Origin of the sequence: Clostridium sp. KNHs205, from assembly GCF_000702945.1 — a bacterium.
In the GTDB taxonomy this organism is placed as follows: Bacteria; Bacillota; Clostridia; order Lachnospirales; family Lachnospiraceae; genus Anaerocolumna.
This window is the reverse complement of record NZ_JNLE01000003.1, coordinates 3265413-3283513: the sequence shown is the minus strand read 5'-3', so window position 1 is coordinate 3283513 and position 18101 is coordinate 3265413. Positions and strand designations below refer to the sequence as shown.

19 protein-coding genes, 1 pseudogene and 1 riboswitch are annotated in these 18101 nt (G+C 39.5%); of the genes and pseudogenes, 10 read left to right on the top strand and 10 right to left on the bottom strand.

The features are described from left to right. Positions 1–152 precede the first annotated feature (152 nt). A complete protein-coding gene (locus tag BR73_RS0113575; protein WP_033165971.1) occupies positions 153–1046 on the top strand; it encodes a LysR family transcriptional regulator in 894 nt (297 codons plus the stop codon). Between the two features lie 265 nt (positions 1047–1311). On the opposite strand, the gene BR73_RS0113570 is transcribed toward BR73_RS0113575, so the two are convergent. Then, complete coding sequence (locus BR73_RS0113570; RefSeq protein WP_033165970.1) at positions 1312–1695, bottom strand: RidA family protein; 384 nt, start codon at positions 1693–1695, stop codon at positions 1312–1314. A gap of 105 nt (positions 1696–1800) precedes the next feature. Between BR73_RS0113570 and BR73_RS0113565 the strand changes: the two genes are divergently transcribed. After that, a complete protein-coding gene (locus BR73_RS0113565; protein WP_033165969.1) occupies positions 1801–2142 on the top strand; it encodes a helix-turn-helix domain-containing protein in 342 nt (113 codons plus the stop codon). A 19-nt stretch (positions 2143–2161) separates the two neighbouring features. Here the strand turns inward: BR73_RS0113565 and BR73_RS0113560 are convergent. Further along, positions 2162–2461, bottom strand: a pseudogene (locus tag BR73_RS0113560) (type IV secretory system conjugative DNA transfer family protein); the annotation flags it as partial. A gap of 58 nt (positions 2462–2519) precedes the next feature. Here BR73_RS0113560 and BR73_RS0113555 point away from each other — a divergent pair. Beyond that, on the top strand, positions 2520–2936 hold the full coding sequence (locus tag BR73_RS0113555) for a glycosyl hydrolase family 18 protein (protein WP_051685198.1): 417 nt from the start codon (positions 2520–2522) through the stop codon (positions 2934–2936). 26 nt (positions 2937–2962) lie between these two features. Beyond that, positions 2963–3913: a multicopper oxidase domain-containing protein gene (locus tag BR73_RS0113550; protein WP_033165967.1), complete on the top strand. Its 951-nt coding sequence runs from the start codon at positions 2963–2965 to the stop codon at positions 3911–3913. A 3-nt stretch (positions 3914–3916) separates the two neighbouring features. Here the strand turns inward: BR73_RS0113550 and BR73_RS0113545 are convergent, their stop codons facing one another. From BR73_RS0113545 to BR73_RS0113535, 3 genes are all read right to left on the bottom strand, one after another. Then, positions 3917–4654, bottom strand: a complete 738-nt coding sequence (locus BR73_RS0113545; RefSeq protein ID WP_033165966.1) for an amino acid ABC transporter ATP-binding protein — start codon at positions 4652–4654, stop codon at positions 3917–3919. Positions 4655–4788: 134 nt separating this feature from the next. Then, complete coding sequence (locus BR73_RS0113540; RefSeq protein ID WP_033165965.1) at positions 4789–5553, bottom strand: amino acid ABC transporter permease; 765 nt, start codon at positions 5551–5553, stop codon at positions 4789–4791. A 190-nt stretch (positions 5554–5743) separates the two neighbouring features. Beyond that, on the bottom strand, positions 5744–6583 hold the full coding sequence (locus BR73_RS0113535; protein WP_033165964.1) for a transporter substrate-binding domain-containing protein: 840 nt from the start codon (positions 6581–6583) through the stop codon (positions 5744–5746). Positions 6584–6813: 230 nt separating this feature from the next. Then, positions 6814–6993, bottom strand: a riboswitch (Lysine riboswitch). Between the two features lie 161 nt (positions 6994–7154). Here BR73_RS0113535 and BR73_RS0113530 point away from each other — a divergent pair. Together BR73_RS0113530 and BR73_RS0113525 are read left to right on the top strand one after the other, a co-directional pair. Further along, positions 7155–8168: a substrate-binding domain-containing protein gene (locus BR73_RS0113530; RefSeq protein ID WP_033165963.1), complete on the top strand. Its 1014-nt coding sequence runs from the start codon at positions 7155–7157 to the stop codon at positions 8166–8168. A gap of 185 nt (positions 8169–8353) precedes the next feature. Next, positions 8354–10072, top strand: a complete 1719-nt coding sequence (locus tag BR73_RS0113525) for an FtsH/Yme1/Tma family ATP-dependent metallopeptidase (RefSeq protein WP_033165962.1) — start codon at positions 8354–8356, stop codon at positions 10070–10072. 336 nt (positions 10073–10408) lie between these two features. Here BR73_RS0113525 and trxA read toward each other — a convergent pair whose 3' ends face one another. The 5 genes from trxA to BR73_RS0113500 form a co-directional block, all read right to left on the bottom strand. Next, entirely contained in the window at positions 10409–10726 is a 318-nt protein-coding gene (trxA, locus tag BR73_RS0113520; RefSeq protein WP_033165961.1) for a thioredoxin, read from the bottom strand. A 113-nt stretch (positions 10727–10839) separates the two neighbouring features. After that, positions 10840–11319 (bottom strand): glutathione peroxidase, encoded by a 480-nt coding sequence (locus BR73_RS0113515; RefSeq protein WP_033165960.1) that lies wholly within the window; start codon positions 11317–11319, stop codon positions 10840–10842. 209 nt (positions 11320–11528) lie between these two features. Further along, positions 11529–12158: a hypothetical protein gene (locus BR73_RS0113510; protein WP_033165959.1), complete on the bottom strand. Its 630-nt coding sequence runs from the start codon at positions 12156–12158 to the stop codon at positions 11529–11531. Positions 12159–12199: 41 nt separating this feature from the next. After that, positions 12200–13072 carry an N-carbamoylputrescine amidase gene (gene aguB / locus BR73_RS0113505; RefSeq protein WP_033165958.1) on the bottom strand — a complete coding sequence of 291 codons (873 nt, stop codon included), beginning with the start codon at positions 13070–13072 and terminating at the stop codon, positions 12200–12202. Positions 13073–13172: 100 nt separating this feature from the next. After that, positions 13173–14183, bottom strand: a complete 1011-nt coding sequence (locus BR73_RS0113500; RefSeq protein WP_347463433.1) for an agmatine deiminase family protein — start codon at positions 14181–14183, stop codon at positions 13173–13175. Between the two features lie 131 nt (positions 14184–14314). Between BR73_RS0113500 and BR73_RS0113495 the strand changes: the two genes are divergently transcribed. Genes BR73_RS0113495 through BR73_RS0113480 form a run of 4 tightly spaced genes read left to right on the top strand, consistent with a single transcriptional unit; the run spans position 14315 to position 17948 of the window. After that, positions 14315–15283 carry a hypothetical protein gene (locus BR73_RS0113495; protein ID WP_033165956.1) on the top strand — a complete coding sequence of 323 codons (969 nt, stop codon included), beginning with the start codon at positions 14315–14317 and terminating at the stop codon, positions 15281–15283. Then, positions 15255–16274 carry a spore photoproduct lyase family protein gene (locus tag BR73_RS0113490; protein WP_033165955.1) on the top strand — a complete coding sequence of 340 codons (1020 nt, stop codon included), beginning with the start codon at positions 15255–15257 and terminating at the stop codon, positions 16272–16274. Before BR73_RS0113495 ends, BR73_RS0113490 begins: the two co-directional genes overlap by 29 nt. 3 nt (positions 16275–16277) lie before the next feature. Next, positions 16278–16973: an SDR family oxidoreductase gene (locus tag BR73_RS0113485; RefSeq protein WP_033165954.1), complete on the top strand. Its 696-nt coding sequence runs from the start codon at positions 16278–16280 to the stop codon at positions 16971–16973. A gap of 12 nt (positions 16974–16985) precedes the next feature. After that, positions 16986–17948 (top strand): phospho-N-acetylmuramoyl-pentapeptide-transferase, encoded by a 963-nt coding sequence (locus BR73_RS0113480; protein ID WP_033165953.1) that lies wholly within the window; start codon positions 16986–16988, stop codon positions 17946–17948. Positions 17949–18101 lie beyond the last annotated feature (153 nt).

Here is an 18101-nt window from a genome sequence, read left to right as displayed (position 1 = left end):
AGATGCAGCAAGCCCCTTATTACCTAACGAATTATATTTTATAATTTAATATCATTCCTATAGATTTAATTTTACTATTGGAACCTTTGACATGGAAGTTCATAAAAGTTATAATAGCATCAACTATAAGTTGATGCAAAGGAGCTTTCAATATGAACAGTACGCAATTGAGTATATTGATACAGGTAGCAGATTGTGGAAGCTTTTCAAAGGCAGCAGAAAAACTATATATTTCCGCTACTGCGATCATGAAGCAGATGAATTTTTTAGAAGCTTGTGTTGGTGTTCCACTTCTGATTCGAACCAATCACGGTATCCAACTCACAGATGCGGGGAGATCTCTTTATAAAGATGCACGGTTTTTAATGCAGTATTCAGAGGAAGCGGTACAACGGGCTCGTCAGACCATTCTGACAAATCAGTATGTCATCCGTGTTGGAACTTCTTTGTTAATTCCATCTAATATTCTGATGGATTTATGGAATAAAGTGAATGATATCAACCCTCAGTTCAAGCTGAAGATTGTCCCGTTCAATGATGACTTTGCTACTCCTGCAATGACAAACCATACAGTTGGGAAAGATTTCGATTTTATTATTGGGCTATATGACAAAGTGGCTTGGAAGGATTATTCCAACGTATATGAATTGGGAAGGTATCACTTCTTTTTTGCCGTATCCAGAAACCATCGGTTAGCATCTAAAAAGGAGTTGTCTCTCCCTGATTTGTATGGTGAACGGCTTATGATGATAAAGCGCGGCAACAGTCCGGTAATTGATGGAATTCGTGACTATATCGAAAATGAGCACCCGGCGATTGAGATTGAGGATACCCCATATTCTTATGATATTGAGGTGTTTAATCGCTGTGAACAAAGTGGAGCCGTGCTTTTAACGATAGATAACTGGAAGAATATCCATCCCGCATTAGTCACGATTCCAACAGAATGTGATTGTACGATTCCGTATGGAATCATGTATCCTTTAAATCCTTCTGAAGGTGTAAAGCGATTTTTAGAAGCGATCAAAAAAGCAAAAACAGCATAATACACAGGTAATTACAATACTAGTATCGTGCGAGACCGATTAAAACGGCAAGCAATCTATATTAAAAGCTCCGAAACGGTGCTGTTCTGCTGTTTCGGAGCTTGAATGGTAAGTGAAGTTGTCTTAACAATAATCTTTTTATCTGCTCACTCCTTCTACCTTTTGTGAAGTTCCGGTTTATGATTCTTGTTTCTTAAACTATTTTAGAGTATAATTTTCATAAGAAGCAATCGTAATCTGACCGCCAGATATAGATTATGATACATTAGTCCGTATATGCAACAGCACTTATTTCAACTAATTGTGCCGGAAAAGCAAAATACGAAACGCCTACAAGTGTGCCCGCCGGACGGTGCTGTCCCAAGTATTCTTTGAACAGTTCGATAACGGAATCCGAATGTTTCCCGGCATCTGCCAAATAAATCTCTACATAAGCAAGATTGGATTTCGTGATACCAAACTCCGCTAACACACGGTCAAGGTTTTTTAGTGTCTGGCGAGTTTGAGCTTCAATATCACCTTCGCCTATAAATTCGCCTTCCGAATCATGGGAAAATTGCCCAGAAACATAAATAGTGCCGTTTACGCTGTAGGCTTGGGAAATGCCATGGTCCCAAAGATTGTGATTATAAGTTTTAATAATAGCCATTTTTTCTCTCCTCTACTTTAAAGTAAATTTAGTATAACAAGGCTGCGAATAAAAATATAGTACGCACTTTATTGATAGGTACTGTTAGAAAGGATAGTATTACTTATGGGAATGACTGAATATAAGGGACAAGTGAAAAACATTCAGGATACACCTTTTGGATATACTTTGTCACTAATTGGTGGAAAATGGAAAATGGTTATCATATACCTTTTAGCAGAAAACCAGCCAGTCCGTTTTAATGACCTGAAAAGACAAATTGGCTCAATTACATTTAAAATATTGAGTTCACAGCTGAAAGAACTCGAATCAGATGGTTTAATAGACCGAAAAGAGTATCCTCAAATCCCTCCTAAAGTTGAGTACCGTCTGACAGCTAAGGCAGAAACGCTCTTACCTGTTTTGGAAGGACTTTGCGAATGGGGAGCAAAGAATCAAAATAAGTAAACTGTCCCGCCAACTAGATTTATGCAAATGCGTTCGGGTCGTCCACATCATCATAGATGAGAATGTCCTCATTCTCGTCTATGGCGGCGGTTTCCTCGTCGGCACTTACTTCATACACGGTATACTGCTTATTGGGATTGAGCTTTTTCATGCGGTGGTTTACCAGCTTTGAAGCGTCAATAGTGTTCCGTTTATCAGCTTCGGCGGTATACCTGTAATTGGGGTGCTGCTTCAAATCGTACTTTGGAGATAGGAACGGATGCAGTCCGCAAAGCTGTAAAATGCACTTATTGCCCGGCATAGTGGTCAGTTCATCTATCATACTGCATTCTTTTATTCACCTATATCCCGGACGGGACTATACTTACAGTATTCCAATGGCGACTGCTCCCTTAAATAGTGTCAGGCGTGTACTTGCTTATGGTGTTTCCGTTATTGATCCTGACAAAATCTTAATGGGTATGCCTAATTACGCTTATGATTGGCCGCTCCCTTTTGTCAGAGGTGAAACCAAGGCAGAAACCATCAGTAATGTAGAGGCTATTGACCGTGGCGTACAGCATAATGTAACAATTCAATTTGACGAAGCATCACAGGCACCATTTTACTATTATACAGCCGAAGATGGTATAGAACATGCTGTATGGTTTGATGATGCCAGAAGTATGAATGCTAAGTATCGCCTTATTCCGGAGTTTGGATTGAACGGTTCAGGTGTTTGGCAGATTATGAACTTTTTCCCAGGAGCCTGGCTAGTGGTTAATAATTTATTTGAAGTAGCAAAGGTTCTTTAAAAAGTCAGATTTTCAGGAGTTATATAATGAATAGTAATGTTCATCAATCAATAGAATCCCATGGACCTGCATATATATGGGAATCCCACATTATGGCTCCGGATATGTCCATAGCCCATTATAAGAGTTCTTATAAAGCAAGGTCCTTCTGCCTAAGAGCGGAACCAATTGAACACCAAATCCTTTCTGAGGTTACTTTGGACACATTAGGTTATAATGGCAAAACTCCGGGACCGGCTATTATAATTGTACAAGGAGAATGGCTCTTTCTGACTCTTGAAAATCATTTAGAGGAAGCTACGGGAATAATGATACAAGGATACGCAAAAGCCGGGGCATTAAAAAATATCACGGATTTTGAACAGTATGGTCCCAGTATTGAGCCTGGAGATTCTTATACCTACAAGCTTCTTTGCGACAAACCCGGAACTTTCCTATACCGTTCCTCCCATGATTTTCAGTCATCACTAGGCCTTACTGGTGCTTTGGTTGTTCTTCCTGCCGAGGAAAATATCGATCCGGATAATATTCCTGATAAAGATTTTATATTATTAATGCAGCAATGGGAAATATCGGAACTGTCTTTGGGCAATATCGCTCCAGGCAAATACAAACCCAATAAGTATCGGAGAAATCCTAACTTTTTTACCTTAAATGGTAAATGCTACCCCAATACTGCCCCTATTTACTTTAACAAAGGTGATAAAATCAGAATGCGTTTTATTTCTAAAGTCGGTGAAATTGGCTGGATTCACTTGGAGGGGCATCCCTTCCAGGTAATTACCATTAATGGGTTTTCAAGATATAACCAGATGAATGATACCATAGAATTTAGCTCGGGATTTCGCTCAGAAATTGAGCTGACTGCAAATAACCCGGGTAATTGGCTGTTAAATGCGACCGCTTTATTTCAACAGTCAAATAACGGCATATTCCCGGGTGGTATAACTTCAAATATTATTTATTTGAAGGTTTAAGTATTAGTTCTCCAGAACTCTGCCTAAGAACTCTCTGGTTCTTTCATGCTTGGGATTGTTAAAGATATCTTCAGGTTTTCCTTCTTCAGCAATTACTCCCTGGTCCATGAATACTACTCTGTCTGCAACATCTTTCGCAAAACCCATTTCATGAGTCACAATTAACATGGTGAGTCCCATACCTGCCAGCTCTTTCATGACTTTAAGCACTTCGCCAACCATCTCAGGATCCAGAGCGGAGGTTGGTTCGTCAAAAAGCATAACGTCCGGTTCCATAGACAATGCTCTGGCTATTGCAACCCTTTGCTTCTGACCGCCTGACAGCTGTCTTGGTTTTGCATTGATATATTGATCCATTCCTACGGTCTTCAGATATTTTAAAGCAACTTCCTTTGCTTCATCTTTTGGCCGTTTTAAGACCTTTAACTGACCAACCATGCAGTTGTCCAATATATTATAATTATCAAACAGATTGAACTGCTGAAATACCATACCAAGTTTTGTACGATATTTAAACAGGTCATGCTTGTCATCTAATATATTTTCACCGTTATATATGATCTGTCCGCCGGATGGTTTCTCTAAAAGATTTACACATCGAAGAAGTGTTGATTTGCCAGATCCTGATGAACCGATAATGCAGATAACTTCTCCTTTATTTACTGTAAAATCAATGTCTTTTAAGACTTTATGTTCACCAAAGGATTTACTTAAATGCTGGATTTCTATTAAATTCTCCATTGAATTACCTATACTTCCTTTCTTCTTATGCTTTAATAATTTAACTTATGATTTTCACATAACCAAATGTTTTCAGCCAAATGATATCATTTAATATGCAGCTGTCTATCTATTGCTGCTAACAAGCTATCAGGTCACCTTCCAGCTCTTTTAGCTTTGTCTTCAGGTTTTTCCACCTGCATCTGATTTCCAAGCAGTATATAATTGTCCGGCCCATCCAGCTTTTTCTCAGCAAAGCGCAAGAGCTTTGTAATGGAATAGGTCATAACAAAATAAATAATACAGGTAATAAAAAAGGTATCATAATAACGGAAGGTATTGCTAACAACAGATTTTGACATGAAGAAAAGTTCGGTTACAGAGATAACATTGAGTACAGAGGTATCCTTTATATTAATAACGAACTCATTTCCGGTAGCAGGCAGAATATTGCGGATAACCTGAGGCAGGACAATATAGCGCATGGTCTTAATGTGGTTCATACCAATCGCCTGTGCTGCTTCAAATTGTCCTTTATCAATGGAAATAATACCGCCGCGGACAATTTCAGACATATACGCACCAGTGTTAATGGAAACGATAAAAATAGCTGCTATGGTCTTGTTCATGTTAATATTCAAAGCTTCCGCAGAACCATAAAATATCAACACTGCCTGCACGATCATGGGAGTTCCTCTGAATATGGCAATATATGCTGAAAGAATAATATTCACTATTTTCAGAACAATCTTTTTGATTCCTCTCTCCGGAACTGGGATGGTACGTATAACTCCTATTAAAAGTCCGATAACAGTTCCTATAACAGTTCCTATAATGGATATATATAAGGTAGCCCATGCTCCTCGCAGGAACATTGGCCAATAACTCATAAAAATATCTAATATACGTTCTAAATTCATTTTTATACCCATCGCATATCGCAGACTGACTGCGATACTGCCACAAATAATACAGGTTGAAAGAAGCCTGATGTGGCATCCTTTCTAAACTTATATTTTCCTTCAACCATCTTCCTCTTAAGGCTTAAGAAAAACCGGCTGCAGACATCACACCCGGTTTTTCTCTGATAAATATACAGTCTGACCGTAATTAATTAGCAGCAGGCTGATTCTTTATAGCGTTATCCATAATGCTTGTTCGATCTTCTTCTGAAATTCCTGAAAGAATCTCATTTATTTTAGTAGTTAAATCACTGCCTTTCTTTACACCAACAGCAATTGCAGTATCATCATCCGAGGTGACAAAACCATCTGTGAATTCCACCATTACAAAATTCTCATTAGCGGAGGAAGCACTAACACCTTCCGGGCGCTCAGATACATAACCATCAATAATACCAGATTCTAATGCAACTCTCATGGAAGGGAAGTTATCCATGGCAGTTTCCTTTTTAACACCTTCAATCTGATCAATTACATTGTAGTGGAAAGTACCTAACTGAGCAGTCACTTTTGCTCCTGAAAAATCTTTGATGGAAGTTGCATTTTCATAAGCACTTCCTTTTTTAACTACCATAACCAGATTGGATTTATAATAATTATCTGTAAAATCAATTGCTTCTTTTCTCTCCGCAATAGGTGACATACCGGCAATAATAGCATCGATCTTACCGGAAGTCAGAGCGGGTAAAAGCCCATCCCATTCTGTTTTTACAATAACGAGTTTCTTGCCCAGGCCATCTGCAATCTTTTTTGCAATCTCAACATCGTAGCCACCTGCAAATTCAGAGACTCCATCAATTGCAACACCACCGTTTGAAGAATCTAATTGTGTCCAGTTAAAAGGTGCATATGCACATTCCATACCAACACGAAATACCTCTTCGCCGTCTGCCAAATCGCTTCCCCCACTGTTTTTGGTTCCACATGCTGTGAAAAGTGTCACAACGGACAAAGTTACAGCAAGCATAGCCATCCATCTCTTTCTCATAACCATCTCTCCTTTTATTATCCCTTTTCCGGGGTATTTATAAGTTCAAACCGATTTTTGATGTCTCAGAGTGTGTTAAAATACTGCCTTATGATTCTACCCAAACCACGAACAAAATCTTTAGTTTAACTTATATCGTAATCTTTAATTCATAGAATTCATAGAATCTATGCATTAAAAAAAGTCCTAAACAAATATAATAGGACTTCTAAATACAGCCCCACAATCCCAAATGAGATAGCACAACTTATCAGCCGGGTAGCCGATAAGACAGTCCTGCAGCTATTCACTGCAGCCCCAGCAGTATGCATTGAGGATACATATCTGCTTCGGCGGTCTTTCCTTCTCCTAATCCTCATAGCTCCTCTGCTCTGATTAAGACTGTTAAAGTCCGCGCCTCTACCTCACTGCCATAGTGAGGTTTTATTCAATTTATGTTTTTAATCTTACAACACAAGTTTAAGCTTGTCAATCCTTCAAAACTATTTTTTAAGTCCAGATGGGGGTTAGCCGAATGCCCCATGCTTCCGATGCATATATTAAATAATATACCAGCAAAAGGTTTGATAACATGAATCCAGTCAAAAAAATACTTCACGGTCTCTTACTTGTTATAGCAACTCTTCTGTTCCTTGTTCTCTATGAACATTTTAATCTGGAAAAACAGTTGGCACTGGCTCCTGCTCATAATACAGCTGCCTCCGATTCTCCTTACACAATAGGTTGGTCTGTTTATAACAGTGACTACGAGTTCTTTCAGACCATGGAAGACGGTGTATTGGCAAAGGCAAAGGAACTTGGAATAAAAGTAATAACTCACAATCAGAATAGCAGTACCTCTGAAATGATATCCGGTGTCTCCGATCTGATAGCACAAGGCATTGATGCCCTGGTGATCTCACCCTTTAACCCCAATGCCATGCCTGTTATTTCTGCAATGGCAAATAATGCAGGAATCCCTGTAATAATCGTTGATATCGGAACAGATGACGCCTCCTATGATGCTTTCATTGTATCCGATTCCTACGGCGGAGGGGTCCTGGCTGCCGAGTATGCTCTAAAACTGTTACAGGATAAGAACAACGCCAGTAAGAATGCAGCAATCATTAAAACAGAGGCTACAGCAGAGTATGCTAATCTAAGAGGTGATGCCTTTAAAAGAGTTATAACTGACAGCGGTTACACAGTTGTAGGCGAACCAAGGGGTGATTCCCGAGAAGACCTGGGATATTATGCAATGAAAGAGCTCCTTGCCAAATACGGTGACGACCTGGCGGTAGTATTCAGCGAAAATGATCGAATGGCTATTGGAGCAGCTAATGCAATCAAAGAAGCCGGTAAGACTGGCGATATCATTTTAATTGGATTTGACGGAGATACAGCTGCCATAGCAGCCATAAAAGATGGGCTTATGCAAGGTACTATTGCTCAAAGACCCTATGAAATGGGAGCATTAGGCACCGAAACGGCCTATAAGCTGCTTAACGGTGAGCCTTTAAGCTTTGATGACAGGACCGATAAGCTGATGTTAGTGGAGGTCAGCCTGATTGATCAATATGCTAATATAATGCCTCTGATTCCTTAAATACACTATTAGGCCCTAAATCTGCTATTCTCCCTTGCAGCTGAAGCTATTTACCAGATTCCTGCATAATTACCAGTAATATTTTGTAGATTTATGGTATATATTGCTTTATAATAAAACTATTGAATTCTGCAAATTTGATAGGTCTATTATAATAATAACGTAAATCTCAGGGAGGATATTTCATGAAGAAAATATACTGGTACATCCTTGGTGCACTGATCCTGGTCTGTATAGGTGCATTGGGAATCTCAAATTTACGCTACCGCAATACAGATATGTCCTACCCCTCTTTTTTGGAGGCTGTGGAGAACGAACAGGTAGCTTCTGTAACAATAACGACGGAAAATCCCAATTTTCATGCATTTTTAAAGGACAGCAAATTCGAAAGATATACCGTTCCCAATCCCAAGACAGAAGACTTTACGGAATATCTCCTGCTGCATAACGTTAAGTTAAACTATACACAGGATAATATTTATGTGAAAGCACTTCAGGTTTTATTTCTTCTTGCAGTCGGAAGCGTAATATTCTTTTCTATACGAAAGAATACCAATAATAAACCGCTGATATCCGATGCCACCAAAAAGTCTGCAAATACACCTAAAGTCACTTTCAGTCAGATTGCCGGAAATACTGAAGCAAAACTAATGGTTGAGGATGTTATTTCATTTATTAAAGAGCCAGATAAATATAATGAAGTTGGTGCCCGTATGCCCAGAGGTATCCTCTTGTATGGACCTCCCGGAACCGGTAAGACTCTTATGGCTAAAGCTATTGCAGGAGAAGCCGGGGTACCCTTTTATGCCATGAGCGGTTCTGACTTCGTACAGATGTATGTAGGTGTTGGAGCCAGCCGTGTACGTTCCTTATTTAACAAAGCAAAGAAAAGTGAAAGAGCTGTTATCTTTATTGACGAAATTGATGCAATCGGAAAGAAAAGAGCCAGAAGCCTCTCTGCAAGCAATGACGAGAGAGATCAGACCTTAAATGCCCTGCTTACAGAAATGTCAGGTTTTCACGATAACAGCGGAATTGTAGTCATAGGTGCTACCAACAGACTTGATACCCTGGATGATGCCCTGCTTAGGCCAGGACGTTTTGACAGGCAGATAGAAATCGGTCTGCCGGATGTTAATGCCAGAAAGAAAATTCTAAGTCTGTATGCCGGTAAAAAGCCCATATCCGATGATGTGGATCTGGAAGGCCTGGCGAAATCAACAGTTTACTTTAGCGGCGCTATGTTAGAAAATCTGTTAAACGAGGCAGCCATAAATGCAGCCAATGAAAAACAGAAGGTAATAAACAGAGATCATATAGACAGGGCTTTCTATACTGTTATTGCAGGTGCGCCCATTATGGATAGAAGTTATATTTCCGAAAAGGATAAGAAAATTACTGCCTACCATGAAGCGGGACATGCACTGGTAACGAAATTGATCAAGCCGGACCAATATATCTCCAAAGTAACCATTATTCCAAGTGTAAAAGGTGCCGGAGGCTTTAATCTGTCCATACCCAAAGATACCTTATTTAAGTCCAAGCAGGGGATACTTGCAGAAATTAAGGTCCTGTTAGGAGGACGTGCAGCCGAAGAGATCATATTTGGTAGAGAAGAAATTACCACCGGAGCCAGTAACGATATTGAAAAAGCCTCCTCTTTGCTTTATGATTATATGAGCCGTTACGGAATGGATGAAGATATGGGAATGTTCAGTCAGGCAGCCCTCGCCGATACCCTTGATAAGGGACTCCTGGAAAAATGCCGTCTTCAGATGAAACAATTATATAACGAAGCTCTTGGATTATTAACCGCCAACCTTTCAGTTTTAGAAAGCATAACCAATGAACTACTGGATAAGGAATCTTTAAATGGGGATGATATTGACCGGATCTGCGCATAGAAATCTACCACAGACTCTTTCTTAATCTTTATTTTATACACTATAAAGGCTTACAATATAAAGGCGGCTGCATATTCAAAATGTCAGCCGCCTTTTTGTGCACTATTCATGCTATTATATTTATCTCTTCCAGTGCAATAGAATGAAGTTTCCAAAGTATTTGACAGCCACCTCTTAACCTACTCTGACATAATCAGCTCCCCCTGCTGCAACCGTTATCCTTCATTTCCCGTAATTGCCCTATATGAATTTATTATACAATAGAATAGATATCCTCTTAACCTAAAAATGCTGCTGCAGTTTAACACCACAGCAGCATTTGTTCTTCGCTTATAATTATTCGCCGGCTTTCTTTAGAAGTTCTATAATTTGTGCCTTAGTCTGAACTCCAACGGATTTTTCCTTCAGTTCACCATTTTTAAAAATAAGTAATGTAGGAATGGAGCGGACTCCGTATTCTGCTGCAATATCGGAATTTTCATCAACATTGAGCTTTCCTACCTTTACTTCCTTCTCCTCTTCAGCAATAGCTTCTACTGTAGGACTTAACATCTTACATGGTCCACACCAGTCAGCATAGAGATCTACCAGAACAACTTTATCATCCTTTAAAACTTCCTTTTCAAAATTCTCATTATTTAATACATGTACCATAATAGCTCCTTTCTTGATTATAAAATCATTGATTTGATGTTTCTAAATCTGTGAAACAGTCTTTTTTAAATCTTGTCTGCTGGTTACTAAGGGGACGGTTGGACTGCTATCAATTATTTCTTTAACAGTTCTTTTATCTTCTCTTCCATTTTGGCAGGATTTACAGTGGGTGCATATCTTTCAACCACATGGCCCTCCTGGTCAATAAGGAATTTTGTAAAGTTCCATTTTATATTGTTGCCTAATGTACCTTTGGCTTCATTTTTCAAATACTTATAGATAGGATGGGTATTGCTTCCGTTTACATCTATTTTTTCATACATATCAAATGAAACACCATAATTTAATTGACAGAATGAATTGATCTGATCATTATTCCCCGGGTCCTGTCCGGCAAACTGGTTACAGGGAAATCCTAGTATAACAAGCCCATCATCCTTATACTTCTCATACAGCTCCTCCAGATCCTTAAACTGTGGAGTAAAGCCACATTTACTGGCAGTATTTACAACAATAGCCACCTTTCCTTTGTATTCGTCCATGGAATACTCTTTACCGTCCATTTTAACGGCAGAATAATCATAAAATCCCATCTTAACCTCCTGAAGAATATTTATTTTGTTTAATTTAATTGTATTCAATATATTTAATATATCTCTTTCTCCTTCATTTGTCAATACCCTTGCTAAGGGATTATTATATAAACCTGTAAGAGCTATTATCCAATAAATCTTTCATAAAAAAAGAGACCGCTGCTTATATCATAAGCTTAGGTCCCTTCAATATTATTTATACCTTGATTTTAACTATAATAGATTAATCCACCGTGCATTTTGGTGGTAAGATACCACAGTCCCAAATCGAAATCTATTTTTTTACCTTCATCAGAGGCTGTTGCCCTGATTCCGTTTTCTGTAATATCTGCCGCAGTTATAGTAATCCAATGCCATCCCTGGATACTCTTTTCCTGACCTCTTGAAAGATTTAAGAATGCCAGGGGACAATCTGCCTCCAGGCCTTCCTTTACAAAATCAATGATATCCTTAACCTCTCTTAATTTTTTCGGCTTCTTATCAGCTTCAAAAACCTTAGGCGTTAAGTTTATCTTCCTTTCTTTCAGATAACGGTCTAAACCATCGGTAAATTTATTTACATGATTGACTCCCATCACTCCCGGGGTCACATACTGAAACATCTCTTCCATGTGCTTTGCAAAATTCGTCTTTTCCATGGTGTCATAAGGATAAAGGTCTTTCCTACTTTCATTAACTGCTGCAAGATAAGCAGTTATATTAGCTGCGCTGGTAGGTCCGCAGCCTGCTTCCCTGTTCCAGTTTTTTTCATACCATTCCTGGTCTCCACCAAAATAAGATGTATTCTCCAAGGCACTTGTTATTGTAAGCAGTTCTTGTTTTTTAACAGATACAAGCATAACCGCACCTCTTTTCTCTTTCTATCTAAACCATGTGTTGCCTATTTCACTTTACCGTCATAGGTAAGGATTGCTTTATATAATTCAGGTCTTCTGTCTCTAAAGATTCCCCATTCTACTCTTGCCTTTTCCATTTCCTCCAAATCAAGCTCCGCTGTCAGAATCTCTTCTTTATCTCTGGAAGCTTCTGCTATTACCTCGCCTGTACCGTTAGTAATAAAGGAGGACCCATAGAAGTTGATTTCCGAATCCTCTGCTTTCTCTGCTCCGATACGGTTAGAAGCAATAACCGGAACCAGGTTACAGGCAGAATGACCAATCATACATCGCTGCCAGTGTCCCTTCGAATCAATGTCTCTGTTTTCCGGTTCAGAACCAATTGCTGTGGGATAGAAAAGAATCTCTGCTCCCATTAAAACCATACATCTGGCGGCCTCCGGAAACCACTGATCCCAGCAGATGCCTGCTCCCAGCTTGCCATATTTCGTATTAAACACCTGAAAACCTGTATCCCCAGGATTAAAATAATATTTTTCTTCGTATCCCGGTCCGTCCGGAATATGGCTCTTTCGGTATACACCAAGAACTGTACCGTCTGCATCAATCATAGCGAGAGAATTGTATCTGGCATAGTTGCTCTTTTCATAAAAACTAATTGGTAATACTACCTTCAGTTCTGCTGCCAGACGGCTAAAATGCTCTACTGCTTTGTTAGCATCTAAGTCCAAGGCATACTCATAGTATTCCGGTTTCTCTTTCTGACAGAAATAGGGAGTCTCGAAAAGCTCCTGAAGAAGTATAATATCTGCTCCTTTTGCTTTTGCCTCTCTGACAAGCCTGTCTGCTTTCTCAATATTTATATCAATATTATCCGTACAGCTCATCTGGGTAGCTGCAACTGTTACTTTACGCATAAAAACCTCTTTTCCTTCTTTTCATTACCTTAAGTGTATCTGATAACTGCTTGTGCTGGTCTGGACGATTGAACAATAAGAATGAGTTATCAGCCTCCCATTAAGACCTAGCCGGCATCTGCTGGGTAATGCAATGAACATTACCGCCTTCTTTAATCAATGGGATACCATTCACTTTCCGGATGATTCTATCCGGGAAGGTCTCCTTTAATATTCTCTCTGCTTCCATATCAGTATCTGCTGCATCCTCACCAAAAACAGGTAATATAATACCGCCGTTTACCATGTAGTAATTGATATAACTTAAGGTAAGCCTTTCCTCTTCATAATATCTTGCCGGAGGTTGTGGGAGTGTAACCAGCTTAAGCTTTCTGCCCCTGGCATCCACTTCTGCCTCCAGGGTCTTTTGATTGTCCTGTGTTATCTGATAATTAGGGTCTTCCATATCTTCGCATATCTGTAATACAACCGTACCAGGATTAGCAAAGCAGGCAGCATTATCTACATGACCGTCCGTTTCATCACCGAATAACCCGTTTTTCAGCCATATTATTTTCTCGATTCCAAGTCTTGGCTTAATAATTGCCTCAATTTCTGCTCTTGTTAAATGAGGGTTCCTGTTTTTATTCAGGAGGCATTCCTCTGTGGTCAAAAGGGTTCCTTCTCCATCCGTATGGATAGAACCACCCTCCAGCACCAGCTCCACCTCTTCTACTGGCACCTCGTAGGCCTTTGCAGTAAGGCTTGCAACTTTATCATCCAAGTCATAGGAACCATACTTTTCTCCCCAGGCATTAAACTTCCAGCTCATGGCAGTCAGAACCTTACTGTCTTTGTATACAAAAGTCGGTCCATTATCCCTGCACCAGGCATCATTATGGGGAATTTCCAGCAGCTCTGCGTATTCTGATATTTCACTGAGAAAAGAATGCTTCTCTCCTGGATTTATAATAACCGTAACCGGTTCAAACTCACTGATTGCTTTTATAACGTCTCTGTAGCCTCCTGCAACCTCTTCATAATTCTCAGGGTGCACCAGAGAGGATTTAACAGGCCATTCAATAAATGTCCGCTCATGCTCTTTCCATTCACCGGGCATAACATAGCTCATATTCTTCATTCCTTCGTATTTTTTTTATATTTCCTTATTATATCTATTAATCTTCATTCTTACAATATTTTTTCTTAAAAATTAGAATATACATTGACAGGCAGGTAAAAGTTTCCCATAATAGAGATAATTTGAATATTATTTTGGAAGGAGTGGGTTACTGCAGCAAATGTTGCAAAATAGCCCTTACTGCTATGCTTATTATTGCTGCTGCACTTTATTGTGAAGCAAAACCATTTATAGATTATCTTGAACTTAAGAAGGATACTTCCTATAACCACTGCCAGGTCTTTCGAAACAAGGACACTGCATTATATATAACCGGAACCGGTCCCATGAATGCTGCGATTAAATCTGCTGCTTTTCTTGCAACAGAACCTGTTACTGATGCGGATTATTTCTTAAATATCGGTGTCTGCGGAGCTGTTACAGGAAAAGACAGGAACCGTATTCCCTTAGGTACACCTGTCTTGTGTAATAAAATAATTGAACACGCCTCCGGTAATACCTATTATCCTGATATTCTCTATCCCCATCCCTTTCCCGAAGGGACGGTTATCAGCTCCTATCAGATAATGAACTGGGAAAAGGGAAATACTTATTTTAAGGACATTTCACCACCGTTAATGAATACCGGCTTAAGCAGTATGTGCTTTGCAGATATGGAATCCGCTGCTCTTTATCAGGCAGTATCCTGTTTTTTCAAACTTAACCGGATGTTCTTTTTAAAACTTGTATCAGACTATATAAGTCCTGCATCGACAGCGCTGCCGCTGATATCCTCTGAAGACATAAGCCATTTAATCAAAGAACAGGCAGGCACCATATTAAACTGGTTACAGCATCTTATGGAAAATACGCCTGCCAGACCTGCGGAATTCACAGAAGATGAGCTGCAATACCTTACAGCTGTGTCAGCAGACTTTAAATTGTCCGTTACCATGACCAACGAACTAAAACAATACCTTCGGTATTATAAGCTTTTAAAGGGAGAATTCATCCCATTTACAGAAATATTAAGGGAGAATATCCCTCGTTCTGTAAAAAGTAAAGCAGAAGGGAAGAAATACCTTGACTACTTTAAGAAAAACCTTTTATAATTCGTTTTTTTCTCACATATATATAGAAAAAGAAGCTTTAAATTATCCAATTACTGAAACCATACTTGCTCATTATCCAAAGGCTTCTATTGTAATGATTGACCATTACAAAGATATATTTAACCGGCGGCAGCAAAACTACAGAGAACAGAAAAATACACCTTCCCTGATTCTGGCGGTGAATCCCACTACCGGTATCTATGAAGGTTCTACTGCCTGCCAGGATTTTGGAAATGACAACTTTTATTATACCTCCGGTGTAATGAACTGTATTTACGATTGCGAATACTGTTATCTGCAGGGCATGTACCCCAGTGCCAATATGGTAGTGTTCGTTAATCTGAAGGATTCCTTTCAGGAAATACGAAAACTCCTAAAGAAACAGAAGGTCTACCTGTGCATTTCTTATGATACTGACCTCTTAGCCCTTGAGCCCTGGCTTGGTTATGTAAAGTGCTGGAATGAGTTTGCAGTATCAAATAAAGAGCTTACAATTGAATGCAGAACCAAAAGTGCTTCTGTTAACCAGCTTGAAACCTTAATACCATCGAATAATTTTATACTTGCCTGGACACTTTCCCCGCCTGCCGTTCAGAAGGCTTATGAGCACAACACACCTTCTTTTTCAAACCGCCTGACAGCTATTGAAAAAGCCATCTCACTTGGTTTCACCGTACGGCTGTGCTTTGATCCCCTGCTTCGGATACCGGGCTGGCAAAAGGAATACGAAGAAATGTTTTCTGAGATTTTTCGGCGGATACCTGCTGCGCATATCCTGGATGTAAGCCTTGGCTGTTTTCGTGTTCCCTCAGATTTTATGAAAGTAATGAGAAAGCAGAATAAGGAGTCTCTGATCCTGAATTTTCCTTATGCCAGTGAGAAAGGAATCTTAAGCTACAGAACAGAGGAATCGGAGGAAATATTATCCTATTGCTTATTTTTATTGACGAAATGGATAAAGGAAGATAATATTTATGTCTGGAAGGAGTAACACATGAAAACAGCCATTGTAACCGGTGCATCTTCAGGAATAGGCCTTGCCATATCCAGGATGCTTCTTGAGAAGGAGTATAAAGTATATGCCTTTGGCAGAGAATTTAAAAATGACTCTCCTGAAGGCAGCAGTTTTATTCCTGTAAACTGTGATATTACCAATACTTCCCTTCTTACAGAACATATAACTGCCATTAAAAAGGAGGAAGAGATAAGCCTGCTTGTTAACAATGCGGGTGTAGGTTATTTTGGCCCCCACGAGGAATTGAATCCTAAAAAGATTCACGAAATGGTAACTGTGAATGTAGAAGTCCCCCTTTTATTAAGCCAGCTCTTACTGAGGGACCTTAAAAAACATAAAGGCTTTATTATTAACATATCCTCTGTAACCGCCAGAGGCAGCAATACTTACGGCTGTGCTTACGGTGCTACCAAAGCGGCTTTAACAAGCTTTTCCGGAAGCCTTTTTGATGAAGTGAGAAAATATGGTGTAAAGGTATGCACCATTCACCCGGATATGACCAAAAGCAACTTCTACCGTAATGCAAACTTTAGGGAAGGGGATACAACGGATTCTTACCTCTTACCGGAAGAGGTAGCAGACGCTGTGGAATTAATGATAACAGGCAGAGAAGGACTGGTGATGACAGAAATTACATTAAAACCTCAGCTACACCGCCTTCAAAAAAATAAATGATAGGAGAACATAATGATTACTCTATTAAATACCAACTTAGACCATAGAATGATAGCATTAATCGGCATACTATTTACCTATGCTGCAACCTTTATACTCTTAAAATTCGGAACCGGAATACTGCCAAGAGACGGTGGCAGGGATTTCGCTCATGACGGCAAACTCTCACAGGGTAAGCCAAGAGGTGCCGGCTTCCTTTTTATACTGGTATTTGCCATTTCGACTCTCCTGTTTCTTCCCATATCAAATGAAGAACTTATCTATGTTATCATGATACTGGCAGCTATGTTAACCGGTTTTCTGGACGATTGCTCCAAAAATCCCTGGGGAGAATTAAAGAAAGGTCTGCTGGATATGGCTATTGCCGTTACAACTGCAATTACCTATGTTAATTTTAATTCCTCAACCTTTGAAATACCTTTTGTAAACAACCCTGTAACCATACATCCGGTTCTCTTTGTTATCCTGGCAACCATCCTAATCTTTGTTTCTATTAATGTTACAAACTGCTCCGATGGTGTTGACGGCCTTTCCGGTACTTTATCTGTCATTACCTTGTTAACCATTTATGGGTTGGGCAGAATCATGGGAATGGATCCCGGTGATACTTATATGCTGTTAATTATGGTATCCTGTATTATGAGCTATTTATGGTTTAATGCTACCCCAAGCCTTATGATGATGGGTGATGCTGGTTCCAGGGCCCTCGGCTTTTTCATAGCTGTTGCTGCTTTAAAGACCGGAAGCCCTCTCCTTTATATCCCTGCTGCTTTTATGCTGATACTGGATGGCGGCCTTGGTCTTATAAAGGTATCCCTGATCCGCTTTCTTAAAGTTCGTATTTTAAAGAACACCCTTACACCTATTCACGATCATGTAAGAAAAAATCTTGGCTGGTCAAACACACAGGTAGTATTTAAGTTTGCCATCATACAGATTCTAATTTCCTTTACACTGATCTGGATCTTAACATAAGCACTTTCTTTTCTTATACTTATCAAAAAATACCGTCCCCTATTAAACGAACTCTTAATAGAAGACGGTATTTTTTTGTTAACTGCAGCCAATATACTTACTTTGATTTTTTTGATGAAGCGGCTGATGACGTAGCCTGCGGAGCTGATTTCT